The sequence below is a fragment of the Stutzerimonas marianensis genome (assembly GCF_022810315.1).
Lineage (GTDB): Bacteria > Pseudomonadota > Gammaproteobacteria > Pseudomonadales > Pseudomonadaceae > Stutzerimonas > Stutzerimonas marianensis.
In genome coordinates, this window is sequence record NZ_JALGRD010000009.1 from 158,467 (window position 1) to 173,104 (window position 14,638).

The window sequence follows — 14,638 nt, forward strand, 5'->3', positions numbered from 1 at the left end:
GCAACGGTGCCCAAGCGGGACATCGCACCCCAGCGGGCGAACACGTTCATCCCCTACACAACCCCGACACTCATGCCGGTTGTCCCTTCGGCAGGCTCCAGGGGAACAGCAACTTCTGCAGCATGCCGATCAGGTGGAACAGCACCAGGCTGATCACCACCAGCATCATCAGCGCCGCGAACGCCTGGGGGACCTGGAACATCGAGGTCGAAAAGTTGATGAAGTAACCCAGGCCCTTTTCCGCTGCGACGAACTCGGCCACCACCGCGCCGATTACCGCGAGGGTGATGGAGATGCGCAGCGCCGAGAACAGGTGCGGGATGGCGTAGGGCAGGCGGATGTTGCGGTACTCACGCGAGCGCGGCGCACCCAGCGAGCGCGACAGTTCGACCAGTTCCTCCGGCGTCGCCAGCAGCCCGGTGACGCAGGACACCACGATCGGGAAGAAGGCGATCAGAAAGGTGATGAACACGCGCGGCAGGTCGCCGGCACCCATCACCACCACGATGATCGGCGCCACCGCGACGATGGGCGTCGATTGCACGATGACCAGCAGCGGATAGAGCGTGCGCGACAGCAGCTTCGACGACGCCAGGGCGATGGCCAGCGGAATGCCGATCAGGATCGACAGCGCGTAACCCATCAGCGTCACGCGCAGGGTGGCGAAGATGTGCTCGACCCAGCCAGCGAAGCCGACCTTGGCAGTCGCCGCAACGATCGCGCTGGGCGAGGGCAGGACGAAGCTCGGCAATTTGAACAACCGGCAGGCGGCCTCCCAGACCAGCAGCAAGGCCAGCAACGCCAGCCAGGGCGCGAGTCGCCCACCGAAGCCCTTAAACAACGACATGGCGGGAAAAGACCTGCCGGCGGATATGGTTGGCGAGCTCATTGAAGCGGGGCTCCGTCAGGGTTTCCAGGGACCGCGGGCGCGGCAGGTCGACGTCGATGATTTCCTGCACGCGGCCGGGGCGCGCCGACATCACCAGGATGCGGTCGGCCAGCAGCAGCGCCTCGGGAATCGAGTGGGTGATGAACAGCACCGTCTTCGGGCGCTGAGTCCAGATGCGCAACAGCTCCAGGCTCAGCTCGTCGCGGGTCAGGGCATCCAGCGCGGAGAAGGGCTCGTCCATCAGCAGGATCTCCGGATCGTGCAGCAGCGCACGGGCGATCGCAGCACGCTGCTGCATGCCACCGGAGAGTTCGTCCGGCCGCTTCCCGCCGAACTCACCGAGCCCGACCATCTCCAGCAGCTCCTCGCCGCGCTGCTCTTCTTGCGGCGTGACGCGACCGTACTTGTGGCGCATGGGGAAGGTCAGGTTGTCGCGAATGCTGAGCCAAGGCAGCAGCGTCGGCTTCTGGAAGACGATGCCGATCTCGTCGCGCGGGCCGGTGACCGGTTTGCCGTAGATGCTCACCTCGCCGCGGGTTGGCCGGACCAGCCCGGCGAGGATGCGCAGCAGCGTGGACTTGCCGCAGCCGGACGGGCCGATGACGGCGATGAATTCATGCCGGCCGATGCCGAAGCTGGCGTTGTCCAGGGCCGTCACCTCGCTGCCATCGGAGGAGGTGAAGACCTGGGTGACGCCATCGAAGACGATGCTCGGGCGGCTGGTTTGCAGGGCAGCGGTCATGGCGTCACTCGGCGAAGCGTGAGTCGATGGCGCTCGCCGGGTCCAGGCTGTCCGGAGCGAGGCCCTGGGCGCGGGCGACCCAGTCCCAGGTGGTGGCCAGACGCTTGGCGTCGAAGCCCTTGCCTTCGGCTTCGCTGATCTCGTTCTGCATCAGTGCCACGGATGCCGCGAACTGCTCTTCGGCCTGTTGCTGATCCACCTCCGGCACCCTTTTCTTCAGCGCGGCAGCGGCGGCAGCGGGATCGGCGATGGCATTGGCGTTGGCCTGCAGGTAGGCCTTCACGAAGCGTTTGGCCAGGTCCGGGTTGCTCTGCAGGAAGCGTTGCGAGGCGACCAGCGACAGGCCGTAGCCTTCGAAGCCGTATTCGGACCAGGGCAGGATCTTCAGTGTCTTGTTCGCCTCACCCAGCGCGCGCTCGAAGCCCGGCGCGACGGGGATCCAGTTGATGGTGGCGTCCACCTTGCCGGTGGCGAGCATGGGGGCGAGCGCGCCGGGGTCGAGCTTGAGCAGCTTGACGCTGTCGGCGGCAATGCCGTTGCGTTCGAGCAGCAGCGGCCAGACCACGTTCGAGGCGGAGAAGGTCGGCGTGGCGACCGTCTTGCCGACGATGTCCTTGAAGCCTTCGATGCCCGAGCCTTCGGTGGTGAAGAAGGCATCGGGCTGCTTGTTGTAGATCGGCGCGACGGCCACGACCGGCACGTCACCTTGCGCCTTGGCCTGCAGCACCGAGGCCAGGCCGGCGGAGCCGAAGTCGGCGCTGGCGGTCGCCAGCTTGGTCACCACGTCGCTGCCACCGCGAGCACTGGCGATCTCCACCTCGATGCCTTCGGCGGCGAACAGCCCCTGTTCGACGCCCAGGTAGATCGCGGCCTTATCGCCGGCTGGCAGCCAGTCGTTGAGCCAGCGGATCTTGTCCGCGGCCAGTGCTGATTGGGAAAGCAGGGCCAGCAGGGCGCTGGCGACCAGGGTGTGCTTGAGCATGCGGCGATTCCTTGAAGGCTGTTGGCTTCAAACCGTATGCAATAAGCGCGACAGATTTGGCACGCTTGCGTACACAAAATTTCGCCAGTTGGCGCAAATGCTGATGTACCGGGGCCTGCAGGCCCGCCTGCGGACGTTTGCCGCAGCCGGGCTGGCAACAGGAAATGGCCGGCCTGCACCCTTTACGGGCAGGCGCGGGCCAGGGTCGCGTCAAGACGGGGCAGGGCGGAATCAGCGCGCCCGATCGTGGCCCTCGCGAGCCTGGAGCTCGAAGGCGATGCTCCAGTTGTGCAACGGATAGGGCTTGCCGACGAGCGCCTCGACGTCCGCTTCGGGCGGCATGCCCTGCTCGGGCAGGTACTCGTAGCGGGCGTCCGCCTGGGTCGGGTCGCTGTCGTGCAGCTCGCCGGCCCCGCCCGTTTCATGGCTGGCGTAGCGGATGGTCGGCGCACCCACGAGGTCACGCGCCACGACCAGCCGTACCACGGTGTCGGCGACCGCCTCGATCGATTCGACCGGGACCTTGCCCTTCGCGTCGGTCAGCACGAAGCCATAGTTTTCGATCATCCGTGCCTGGTGGCCCAGGTAGGGTTCGTCGAACGCCAGCGGCGGGTGCGGTACGTGAAAGTCGATGAGTATCTCGCGACCTTCGACCGTCGCCCCGATCGGTGACAGCGGCACCCAGCCCCGGCGCTCGATCACTACCCGGTGATAGACCTTACCGAGCATCTGGCCGAACCAGCGGTAGCCGTTGGCGGACAGGTGCACGCCCTTGTCGACGTAGGGGTAGACCGGTCCGGCCAGGTACCAGTTTGGCTCTTGCTGGGCGAGCTCCCACTGCGCCATGCCGATGTCGAGACTGCCATTGACCACCGAGGACTTGGCATCGGTCTGGTAGGTAATGAACGCCGGCATCCGCGCCTGGCCGATAGCCCTGGCGGTGTCCTCGTTCAGGTTCTCGCGGAGCTGGCGCAGCATGCGCTTGTAGGTCGCCTTGTCGTTGATGCCGCCCTGCACCTCGGCATAGTCGTGCTCCCCCTGCAGCCAGAAGAAGGCACTCAGCGCGTAGCGGCCGCCCTCGGCTTCGGCAGCCTGACGGGCCTGATCCACCGCTTGCAGCACGCGTCGGTATTCGTGGGTCCCGCCCACCTTCGACAGCTGGGCGATCGACCGTCCGGAGGTGGCCGCATTGCTGGCGACGAACAGGTGCTCGGGATCGGACTCGACCCCCTTGCCCTCCAGATACAGGCGGCGCGCAAGGTTCAATGCACCGACCTCCACCGACTCACCTTCTTCCTGGGCATGCTTCTCCAGTTGGGCCACCTCCTGCTCGGTCAGCAGCTCCTTGGGATCGGTCTTGCGCTGCACCACCGCCTTCAACGGCTTGAACACCGGACCGCCGACGGGAACGAAGCGGTCACCGCTGTAGGTCGCCGAACGAGTCGCCTCGCCCAGCATCAGGTTGTCGTAGCCCGGCTCGGTGCTCAGCGCTGGCCAGCCTTCGGCGCCCGAGGCGAGGGATTGGCCGAAGGTGACGATGTGGTTGTACTTCGCGCTGAGCTCCGGTGACAGCCTGTTGGGGGCTTCGACCCGTTCGGCGGTAAGGCGCTTGTTGCGGGCATCGCGCTCGGCGAGGTTCGCGTCGGCCGCGACCACGCCGAACGAGCAGCCGATCAGCAGGGCGCCGACCAGCGCGGCGCGGCGTTTGCCGGAGGGGCGAGGGGTAAGGGAATAGGCCGCGTGCCACGAAACGCGCATGGCGGGATCCTTCTGTCAGTGCAGGGGCGGGCCGCTCCGGGAGCGGCTCTGGCTGGCGTTTCGACGGTAAGGGGGTGGATGAGTTCGCCGGTCGTTACATCACGACAACTATCGCCGGCGCCTCAGCCGGGGCGCTCCATGGCGTCACGCATCGCCGTCGCCAGTTCTTCGAGGCGGTACGGCTTGGCCAGCACGAGCACGCCTTCGGCTGCAGCCGACTGCTGTGCGGCCTCGGCGTAGCCGCTGGTGAGCAGCACCGGAACGCCGAAGTCGCGGGTGCGGATTTCCCGCGCCAGCTCAACGCCGTTCATGCCGCCGGGCATCATCACGTCAGAGAACACGACGTCCACCCGGCAGCCGTTGGCCAAGGTACTCAGGGCGGCCGCAGCACTGGCCGCATGGGTGACTCGGTAACCCAGGTGTTCCAGCATCTCCCCGACCAGGGCCGCCACTTCTTCGTCGTCGTCCACCAGCAGCACGCGGCCGATGGAGGGGTCACCGGGGGTGTCCACGCCACGCTCGTCAGCGGCGGGCTGCTCGGGCACGCGCGTCGAACGCGGCAGGAGCATGATCACGCGGGTGCCGCGGCCGCACTCGCTCTCGATCCAGACAGTACCGCCGGACTGGCGGGCGAAGCCGTAGACCTGGGCGAGCCCAAGCCCAGAACCCTTGCCAATCTCCTTGGTGGTGAAGAAGGGATCGAATACCCGGGCGCGAACTTCCTCCGGGATGCCGGTGCCCGAGTCGGTCACCGTCAGGCGGACGAAATCACCCTGATGGCCCTGCACCGTTTCATTGGGCGCGTTACTGGCTTCGATCAGGATCGAGCCACCGTCCGGCATGGCGTCGCGGGCATTGACTGCCAGGTTGAGGATCACCAGTTCCAGCTCGCCCGGATCGACCTCCACCGGCCAGAGGTCCGGGCTGAACTGCACATCCACGTGCACGTCGCCGCTCAGGCTGCGATCGAGCAGCTCGCGCATGCGTCCGATGCGCAGCACCAGGTCGACGGATTCGGGCGCCAAAGACTGGCGACGGGAAAAGGCCAGCAGCTGGCGGGTGAGGGCGGTGCCACGCTGGGCCGCCTGGCGCATCCCGGCCATCAGCCGTTCGCGGCGCTCGGGGTCGGCGCGGCGGTCGAGCATGTCGAGCCCACCGGCGATGACCATCAGCAGGTTGTTGAAGTCGTGGGCGATGCCACCGGTCAGCTGGCCGATCGCCTCGATCTTCTGCGCCTGGCGCAGGGTTTCTTCGATGCGGGCGCGCTCGGCCATCTGGGTGCGCAACTCCTGGTTGGCCCGTTCCAGCTCGATGGTGCGCTCGACGACCAGGGCCTCCAGCTCGTTGGAGGCCCGCTCGCGCGCCTCCAGCAGGGCCCGCACTTCGTACTGTCGATGCCGCCCACGCAGCGCGGCTTTCATTGCGCTGGTGAGGGTAATGCTCTGTACCGGGCGCTCCAGCAGCGAGACGTTGCGCAGCGCGGCAACCATGCGCTGACGCCAGGCGGCCACGGCCGGCTGCTCATGCTTGCTGGTGAGCACCACGAAAGGAAAGTCGGACCAGGCCGGTTGTCCGTCCACCCAGGCGGCGAGCTTTTGCAGGTCCTGGCCAAACAGGCCTTCTTCGGCGATGAAGACGGCATCGGCGTCGGTTTCCGCGCGGTGCAGCACCTCCTCGACGCTGTGGCAGACCACGGCGTCCATTCCGCTGCGGCTGAAGAGGTCGGCCGAGGCGGGACCGTCCCGGCCGATGGGGGCATAGACGACTACGGTGGGGGTTTCTCGTTTAATGGGCGTCGTCATGCTCGTCTGTCAGTAACTGGGTCGCATCGCCGGCGTATTCCGGTATGCCCGATAGGATGCCGTTGAACTGGCTGAGTGGCGGCCCGACCTGGATACCCGTCGAGCTGAAGCGATACTCGCGAATGGTGTTCTCGTGTCGCCCGCTGCGCTTTTTCACCACTGACAAGGCTCGGCGAACGACGCCCGCGTGCTCGAAATAGCGCTGCATGATAACCGCGTCGCTGAGGTAGCTGATATCGATCGGCGTATCCATCATGCCAACCAGGCCGTGCTGGGCGAGCACCATGATGGTGATGGCGCCTTTCTGCCCCAGATAGCTCAACAGCTCGTGCATCTGCAGGATCAGGAACCTGCCGTCCGGCATGGCGTGCAGGTAGCCGTTCAGGCTGTCCAGCACCACCAGGCTCGAGCCCTGCTCTTCGACGCTGTGGCGTACCGCCGCGGTGAATTCGCCAGGGGAGAGCTCGGCCGGGTCGACCTGTTGCAGATGCAGCAGGCCGCAGTCGATCCAGGGCTGGATGTCCATCCCCAACGCCTTGCCACGGGCTCGCAGCGTGGCGGTATTTTCATCGAAGACGAAAAACGCCACGTGCTCGCCGCGCTGGCACGCCGCCACGGCGAAGCCCAGCGCCAGGGAAGACTTGCCGACGCCCGCAGCCCCCACCAGCAGCGCATTGGTGCCGCGCTCCAGGCCACCCCCCAGCGTACGGTCCAGCTCAGCATTGCCCGAAGACGCCAGCGCACCGATGAAGCTCGAGTGATGCTCGGCCGCGATCAGGCGAGGGAATATCTGCAAGCCACCCTTGCGGATGATGAAATCATGATACCCCCCGCGGAACTGAATGCCGCGCATCTTGACCACCCGCAGACGCCGGCGCTCGGCACCATAGTCGATGGCCAGCTGCTCCAGCAGGACGACGCCGTGGGAGATGGAGTGCAACTGCAGGTCGCCCATCTCCGAGGTCTGGTCATCGAGCAGGATCACCGTGCAGCGGCGCGTGGTGAAAAAGTGCTTGAGCGCCAGCACCTGTCGGCGGTAGCGCAGCGGGCTCTGTGCCAGCAAGCGCATTTCCGAAAGGCTGTCGAAGATCACCCGCGTGGGGTTGGTTTCGCTGACCCGGTCGAAGACCTGCTGGGTGGTTTCGGTCAGCTCCATTTCCGCCGGATGCAGCACCGTCAGCTCCAGCTCGGGGTCGAGGCTGGCTTCCGGGGTCACCAGCTCGAAAACGTCGATCCCCTCGAGGCTCCAGCCGTGCCGCTTGGCGACGAGCTCAAGCTCGGCTTGGGTTTCAGAAAGGGTCACGTAGAGCACGCGCTCGCCATGACGGACCCCTTCGAGCAGAAATTGCAGCGCAATGGTGGTCTTGCCCGAGCCCGGGCTGCCCTCATAGAGGTACATGCGGTTGGGGTCCAGGCCACCGCCGAGGATGTTATCCAGCCCCTCGCTGCCCGTCGAAATGCGCGTGGTTTCGTCGTCCATGGGGACGTGAAGATCGGGAGAATCGGTCATATCCATACTCCTTACGCAGACGTCTCTGCAGAGGCTGCGTTGTCCTGGGTTCCACACCTCGCGCTTGGACGGCGGCAGGTGAGTGGAACGCGCCCGTCAATGCCGCACTGCGGCCGGGCAAAAAGCCCCCGATGCGGTTCGCCGTGACGAGGCCGGTGTCTCAGTGCGGACGAGTTCGGCAGGCGATAACCGAGGGGCGCAGTCACCTACTCCGACTGGACTTTTGCCGCGCCGTTCCGCGTGGCGACGCCGACGCGTCTGTTCCCCAGATGGTTTTCCGCCCTTCGGCAGGGCTGAGTCGCCGCCGCAACGCAACAGGCTGCAACCATTGCACCTTGGAACGAGGCCTCGGCTGTTCCATGATCGGCCTTTGCCTTTTCAGGTGGCCGGCATGTCTCGATCTTCGCGCCCTTCGGCTTCCGCGCTGGGCCGCTTCCTGCGGCTGGGCGGAACCGGTGCGCGCATCGCCTGCAACCTGCTGGTGCAGCGCATCACCCCCGGCAGGGCGGGTGTCGACTGGGAACCGGTGGGCGCCCTGCTGGGCGATGCGCTCGGGCAGATGAAAGGTCCGGTGCTCAAGCTCGGCCAGCAGGCCTCGCAATGGCAGGACCTCCTGCCCGAACCGGTCAGCGCTGCGCTGGCGCGGTTGCAGAACCAGGTACCCTCGCTGCCGTTCACGGCGCTGGAAACCAACCTCCAGCGGCTCTACGACGGCCGACTCTATGAGCTGTTCGAGTCCATCGAGCCGACGCCCGCCGCGGCTGCCTCGCTGGGGCAGGTGCACCGTGCGCGGGATCGCCAGGGCAGGGCACTGGTCATGAAGGTCCAGTACCCGGGCATCCACGCCATTTGCGCGGCCGATCTGCGCCAGCTGCGCCGCCTGATGCCGCTCGGGCGCCTGTTCGGCACCCCGCCGGCGCGGCTGGAGGCGGTGTACAGCGAACTGAAACGAGCGATCGACGAGGAACTCGATTACGCGGCCGAACGCGACAACCTCGATACCTTCCGCCGCCACTTCGACGACTGGCCCGGCATCGCGATCCCTTTCGCCGCCGCCGAACTCTGCCGCCCCGGCGTGCTGGTGCTGGAAGACCGGCCCGGGCGCTCCATGGCCGACGTCGAACAGGCGCCTGCCGACGTGCGCCAACGTCTGGCCGAAACCCTCTGCCAGTGGTTGGCCGAGCAGGTCTTTGGTCTGCAGCAGCTGCACACCGATCCGCACCCGGGCAACCTGGCCTGGACCGAGACCGGCGCGCTGGTGGTCTACGACTTCGGCAGCGTACTGCGCCTGGAGCCGCGCTTGCTGGCTGGCTACGTGCAGATATTCGAGGCGCTGCGCGGCCCGTCCAGCGAGGCGCTCGAGGCGGGCTTCCAGATGCTCGGCGGACGCCAGCCGGGCAGCACGCCGCCGCATGGGCTATACCGGCGCATTCATCTGATGCTGCACCCCTTGCTGCAACCCGGTGCGCAGTGGGATTTCCGCAGTGCGGCGCTCCACCAGCAGTTGTCCGAGCTGTTCCCCTTGCTGATGTCCGCGCTGGGCAGCCTGCAACCGGCCTCCGGCACGTTGCTGATCAACCGCACCCTCGAAGGCCACTACTGGAACCTCTACCGACTGGGCGCCTGCCTGCCCATCGCCGACCTGCTCGCCGAGCACATCGCGCGCTGGCGCAACGGAGCCGACGCCTCTCGGCCTTGATATTGGAGTTCGCCATGCCGCTGCAGTCTTTCCCCGATGGGTTTCGTGCGCTGGTGATCGGCGCTTCCGGTGGCATTGGTGCGGCGCTGGTGGCGGCTCTGCAGGCCGATCCGCGCAGCGCGGCGGTGATCGGGCTGAGCCGCGCGTCCGACCCGGCACTCGATCTCGCCGACCCGGCGAGCATCGAACGGGCCGCGAACGCCGTGGCGGGGCAGGGGCCGTTCCACCTGATCGTCAACGCCGCCGGCGTGCTGCACAGCGCGGATTTCATGCCGGAAAAGCGCCTCGCCGATCTCGACCAGGCCCAACTGCTGGCCACCTTCCAGATCAACACGTTCGGCCCGGCGTTGCTGCTGCGTCACTTCTGCGGGCTGCTGGACCGTCAGCGCGGGGTGCTGGCGATGCTGTCGGCCAAGGTCGGCAGCATCGGCGACAACCGCCTCGGCGGCTGGTACAGCTACCGCGCCTCCAAGGCCGCGCTCAACATGCTGATCAAGACCGCGTCCATCGAGGTGCGCCGCAGCCAGCCCAACGCGGTATTGCTCGCGCTGCACCCGGGCACCGTGAACTCCCGCTTGTCGCAGCCCTTCCGCGGCGCCGAAATCGGCCGCGCACCCGCCGATGCCGCGCAGGACCTGTTGCGGGTGATCGATGGGCTGGGGCCGGACGCGAGCGGTGAGTTCCATGCGTACAGCGGCGACGCGTTGCCCTGGTAGGGACGAGGCTTGCGCCGCCTCGCATCCGTTGAAGGGCAATGGGGCTAGGCGCCATGGTCAGCGGAACAGGTCGTGGCCCGCACGCCGGACTATTACTGGCAGCTGTGTGGGCATCTGCTGAGTGCGCATCGCCTTCACCACCAGCGGAAGCGGGGCTCGTACCTCATGCGCGGGCCCTGCAAAACGGCCCTTGATCCCGCTGGCCGGGGTCCGTTTCTCGGTCTTTGACACGAACCTCTGCGCTCGACTGGGTTCAGTTTAAAGACAACGAACGCTACAGCAGTGGCAACGCCGGGTTGATTTGAACGCACCTGGATGCCGTGCCACGTGCCGAACGAGGACCAATCTTTTGCAAAAGCACCTGGGACGCAAGGAGGCTCATGCAGACGAGCGACCGTCCTGTTGCAGCAGACAACGCACCATAAGAGGGTTCGATATCGATTTCTTCGACGGATCGAATGCTGAACTCATCGACCACATCATCGAGGCGAGCAGCCGCGAGTTCAGCTATATCGTCACCCCGAACGTCAACCACGTGGTCCGGCTCGAGGAGGACTCCGAGCTTCGCCGCGCCTATGCAAACGCCAGCCACCGGATCTGCGACAGCCAGGTGCTCAGAGGGTTGATGACGCTGCTGCGCATCCCAGTCCCGGACGTCATCCCCGGCAGCAGCCTGACTGGGGAACTGATGGACCTCGCCGAGGCGAAGAGGTGGCGAGTCACGGTCATCGGCAGCGACCCGTCGCAAATACGAACGATGCGTCGGTTGTACCCGAACGTGACCTTCTTCCATCACAACCCGCCCATGGGCTTTTTTGACCATTCACAGGACGTCCAGGCGTGCCTGGACTTCGTCATCGATCACCCCGCCGAGCTGGTCGTGCTGGCCGTGGGTTGCCCACGTCAGGAAATTCTCGGACGGCTCATCCAGGCCGATGGCCGAGCGCGAGGGGTGGGGCTCTGCGTGGGCGCCTCCATCGACTTTCTCTCCGGCAAGGTCAGGCGAGCGCCGAGATGGATGCAACGCATGTCGCTCGAGTGGCTGCATCGGATGTGCACCGAACCCCGGCGCCTGACCAAGCGCTACGCCAAAGATGCGGTACGCCTGGTGCCGATCCTGTATCGGCAGTTTCGGTGATGCTGGAGCGCGACGGGCCTCGGCTAAGGAGATTGGTTGTCGTCGAAAGAGGGGGCGCTTCTGGGCGGTAACGACTGTTCTTGGAAGGCGGCTGTCGGCCAGAAGCGGACGCTCGCTATGGTCCGCTGTGCCGCACCGTTGGCTGAGAATTCAAAAGCGCTGGCTATTCACCCTCCGCTGTAATACCTATCGGGTTCGCCTGCATAGATTACTCCGCCTCAACTGCCAGATCATCGCTCCACAGCTTTTCGAGATCGACATCCTCGCTGGCAGGCTGCTTGCTGCTTGGCAGCCGATCAACTTGGATCACCATTGGCAGCTCAAAGGCGGTGCCAGTGACCACGCAACATCCTTGTGAGAGCCCAGGGATAAGGTTGCGTGACAGAGCATCCAGCGTAGAGATCGTGTTGTCGACTAAGTACAGGTCGCGGTCATTCACCAAGCGGTGAATGAAGAAATTGTGGAGTTGCGAGACGATAGTGGGCGATATGTCTGCTGGGCGCTGGCTGGCGATAGTGATGAACATACCGAACTTGCGTCCCTCCTTAATGATCTCCTCGAACTGCTCAAGCCGATAGTCTTTCCACGTTTCGCTTTCTCTCGCCGACTGGTCGGACAGAATGTTGTGGGCCTCATCAACGATGAGATGGATGGTGCGGTTGGGCGGATTGGCGACCGTATTCTTGTGGCTGTTGTAGTAGTGCTTGGCGAACAGCAGAGGTAGAACCTTCTTGACTTCGTTATTGCAGCGGCGCATTGAGATGACTGTCAGCAGGTGCTCCTCTGGCGGAACATCTGATACCGACAGAACCTTACGCAGGCTGGCGAGCGAGGACTCGACGCGTTTCAGAAGTGGCTGAATATGCTCGACCTGAACGTACCCGGAGTTCAGGTCGGAAATCAGCTGCAGGTTGACGCGCAGTACAAGCTGGTCGAATTCATCGAGACCTACAACGTCAAGCGTTTCCACGGTTGGAGCTATGTGCATTGCGTATTGCGCGCCATCGGTACCGATGAACGCTCCGTTGTAAGTGAAGCGGCCGCCAGTCCGGTGCCAAGTGACGTTTGTCAACATGTCCAGCACTTGCTGGTTTTCCATTCGTCGCGCGACGGTTCGCATCAAATCCAGAGTCGCTGGCTTGACCTCTCCGGCACAGAACGACGCTTTGAACGTCCACTTCGCATAGTTCGCAAGTGAGCCAGGAATTGCCCCATAGCGCTCCCAGCCTGAGATGACGCGGTTGAGGAAAGGTTTTTGTGTGTTGGGCGTGGCTTGAAAGAGCAGGGACATAGTTTCTAGCTGCCAGAACTCCCGCAGTGCCAGCGGAAAGCGGGAAGTGGGGTCGGTCAGGTCTGGGTTGGTTAGTGTTGACAGTTGGTAGACGGTCTTGTGATCTGCCGCAGCGAGCTGCTCGCCTCCATACTCACCATTGAAGTCTAGGATGATGAAGCGGCTCTTACCTGTAATAAGAGGGAGTTTCTGATCGAAAAGAACGGTATATAACTTCGCCAGCGTATTCGACTTGCCGCTTCCGGTATTGCCGAATATGCCAATATGACTGTTGAAGAGGCGCTTCCATGGCAGTCCGACCGCTATCTCCTCTTTAAGCATGGAGCCGATCTTGAAATCGCTATCCGCTTTGCGGTCGAAGATGGATCTGATTTTTTCCTCGGAAAGCAGGTAGGCCGCATCCTGGATCATTGGCAAATACTTGATGCCCTGAGTGAAGCCAGAGCTGTCAAAGTACCCAATCGGCCTAGCCTCTACCTTCCGCACAAACGTCTGCCGGCCCTCATGCATCTCAGTGCGGCTTTCGTCTAGGAACTCGCCTTCGACCATGCAGACGATGTCACGGAAGCCGCGCTGGATGGACAAGTATTCGCGAATTGAGACCCCTTTGTATTTCTCTCCCTCATAGAACAGCGTTTCCTTGCTCGACTGCTCGTCGATCTTCAAAACCAATTTGGTGCCATGGACCGCGATGACCTCGCCAACCCGGATGCTCATATCAAATCCTCGACATCTGCATCGGGCGCAGGCGGGAGCGCGCGAGCGGGAGCTGCGTGTGTATTCGATTTAAGAACCGCGGCTTTCGGCCAGACCAATACCTGCTCATTGAACGCGGTGAAGTCCATCTCGCTACCTTGCAACATCAGGCACTCGACGTTGCGGTGTCCCTTGAACTTATCTTCCATCGCCGCGTGTCCTGACGTGCTGTAGCAGCAGACAAACACCTGCAGGCCTGGATTGGAAAGAGAACGCATCACCAAATTGAGGATGTGCTCGTCGGCAAACGAGAAGCCGAAGGTGATGAGTACGGCGTTGGGCTTCTCAAGCTCGTAGCTGAGCAACCGCAGCATCTGATAGTAATGTTCCTCGTATACCGTCTCGTGGAACTTCCATTTGGTAGGGTTGACGATAGGGATCTGCTCGTACTTTGCCCAGAACGCTTCCAGCTCCGCATCGGAAAAATCTGTGTCTGGCACGTCGGCAAGTGTCGATGCAGGATTATTAAGTGCCGCCGAAAATGGTTGCAATAACTCCATCGCGTCGTCATCCAGCAGGCCTTCGCGGCCAAACAGGTCGTAGCCAACCTTAATAGCGGCATCCAACTTGCTCCAGTAGACCGACCCATGCAAATGGATCAGGTTGATCTGAGGGATGCTGTTCTGATAACGCCCAAAGACGCCGGCTTGGCAAAGGTAAGACCCGAAGTTTCGGGCCTGTAGGATGCGCTGCGTGAATCCTCGCGCGCCGTCATTCAGCACGAAGTCAATGTTGCCCTCCTTGATAAGCGCGTCAGCCACGAGCGGGAAACAGCCGTCGTAGTTCGTTGTGAACACATTGCAGCGACGATCCAGCGCTTTGCGGCGCTTCACCATTTCAAGTGCTGTAGTTAGAAACATGCGGTAGTTCTTAATAACCGTGGCGCCTGGCTCTCCGGCCAACGCCTGTTCCAGGCTGAGCCGCTCGGCGGGACGTATGCAACTGGCGTAGTAGTGCATGAACAGCGGGATCAGACGCCGGTCGTGCTCACGCTCAAACTTGGTTGCTAGATCTTCCAGCGTATAGCGAGAGTCGCCCTCACCGGTCTGAACCTGCAATTGGAGGGTTGGGAGCAGACCGAACGATGCACCCGATCCGAATAGAAAATTGATGTCTTGGTTATAGATGTCGCCGATAGAAATCACTGGCTGTCTTCCCTGGCTACGCAGTTAGAGGAATTGATGATGCCATGAGAAGATACATACCACTGCGGGCAAAGTGCCTCTACAGAGAGCTGAGAATGACTTCGAAGCGGGAACGGATCGGAAACTGTCGCTCACCAGCGACAGGCAGCAATGGGTCAGAAGCAGCTGCTCGCTAATGTCCGCTTCTGGCCGGTTAGCGACCACTGCTCT

Annotated in this window: 11 protein-coding genes; 3 read left to right on the forward strand and 8 right to left on the reverse strand. The window is 63.6% G+C overall.

The features are described from left to right. Nucleotides 1–70 precede the first annotated feature (70 nt). The 6 genes from MST27_RS16775 to MST27_RS16800 all read right to left on the reverse strand — a co-directional run bounded on the left by MST27_RS16775 (nucleotide 71) and on the right by MST27_RS16800 (nucleotide 7,683). Nucleotides 71–847 (reverse strand): ABC transporter permease, encoded by a 777-nt coding sequence (locus MST27_RS16775; RefSeq protein WP_243607085.1) that lies wholly within the window; start codon nucleotides 845–847, stop codon nucleotides 71–73. After that, nucleotides 834–1,631, reverse strand: a complete 798-nt coding sequence (locus MST27_RS16780; protein WP_243607086.1) for an ABC transporter ATP-binding protein — start codon at nucleotides 1,629–1,631, stop codon at nucleotides 834–836. The genes MST27_RS16775 and MST27_RS16780 overlap by 14 nt, the downstream gene beginning before the upstream one ends. Before the next feature lie 4 nt (nucleotides 1,632–1,635). Further along, entirely contained in the window at nucleotides 1,636–2,613 is a 978-nt protein-coding gene (locus MST27_RS16785) for an ABC transporter substrate-binding protein (RefSeq protein WP_243607087.1), read from the reverse strand. A gap of 231 nt (nucleotides 2,614–2,844) precedes the next feature. Next, nucleotides 2,845–4,371 (reverse strand): sialate O-acetylesterase, encoded by a 1,527-nt coding sequence (locus MST27_RS16790; RefSeq protein ID WP_243607088.1) that lies wholly within the window; start codon nucleotides 4,369–4,371, stop codon nucleotides 2,845–2,847. Nucleotides 4,372–4,493: 122 nt separating this feature from the next. Then, nucleotides 4,494–6,173, reverse strand: a complete 1,680-nt coding sequence (locus MST27_RS16795; protein WP_243607089.1) for an ATP-binding protein — start codon at nucleotides 6,171–6,173, stop codon at nucleotides 4,494–4,496. After that, nucleotides 6,157–7,683, reverse strand: coding sequence for an ATPase domain-containing protein (locus tag MST27_RS16800; protein WP_243607090.1), 1,527 nt, complete (start codon nucleotides 7,681–7,683; stop codon nucleotides 6,157–6,159). The genes MST27_RS16795 and MST27_RS16800 overlap by 17 nt, the downstream gene beginning before the upstream one ends. A gap of 391 nt (nucleotides 7,684–8,074) precedes the next feature. Between MST27_RS16800 and MST27_RS16805 the strand changes: the two genes are divergently transcribed. The 3 genes from MST27_RS16805 to MST27_RS16815 all read left to right on the forward strand — a co-directional run bounded on the left by MST27_RS16805 (nucleotide 8,075) and on the right by MST27_RS16815 (nucleotide 11,236). Continuing rightward, nucleotides 8,075–9,382: an ABC1 kinase family protein gene (locus tag MST27_RS16805; protein ID WP_243607091.1), complete on the forward strand. Its 1,308-nt coding sequence runs from the start codon at nucleotides 8,075–8,077 to the stop codon at nucleotides 9,380–9,382. A gap of 14 nt (nucleotides 9,383–9,396) precedes the next feature. Then, nucleotides 9,397–10,098 (forward strand): SDR family NAD(P)-dependent oxidoreductase, encoded by a 702-nt coding sequence (locus MST27_RS16810; protein WP_243607092.1) that lies wholly within the window; start codon nucleotides 9,397–9,399, stop codon nucleotides 10,096–10,098. 349 nt (nucleotides 10,099–10,447) lie between these two features. Beyond that, nucleotides 10,448–11,236, forward strand: a complete 789-nt coding sequence (locus MST27_RS16815) for a WecB/TagA/CpsF family glycosyltransferase (RefSeq protein ID WP_243607093.1) — start codon at nucleotides 10,448–10,450, stop codon at nucleotides 11,234–11,236. 208 nt (nucleotides 11,237–11,444) lie between these two features. Here MST27_RS16815 and MST27_RS16820 read toward each other — a convergent pair whose 3' ends face one another. Both MST27_RS16820 and MST27_RS16825 read right to left on the reverse strand, forming a co-directional pair. Next, on the reverse strand, nucleotides 11,445–13,244 hold the full coding sequence (locus MST27_RS16820) for an ATP-binding protein (protein ID WP_243607094.1): 1,800 nt from the start codon (nucleotides 13,242–13,244) through the stop codon (nucleotides 11,445–11,447). Beyond that, a complete protein-coding gene (locus tag MST27_RS16825) occupies nucleotides 13,241–14,428 on the reverse strand; it encodes an SIR2 family protein (RefSeq protein WP_243607095.1) in 1,188 nt (395 codons plus the stop codon). The genes MST27_RS16820 and MST27_RS16825 overlap by 4 nt, the downstream gene beginning before the upstream one ends. Between the last annotated feature and the right edge of the window lie 210 nt (nucleotides 14,429–14,638).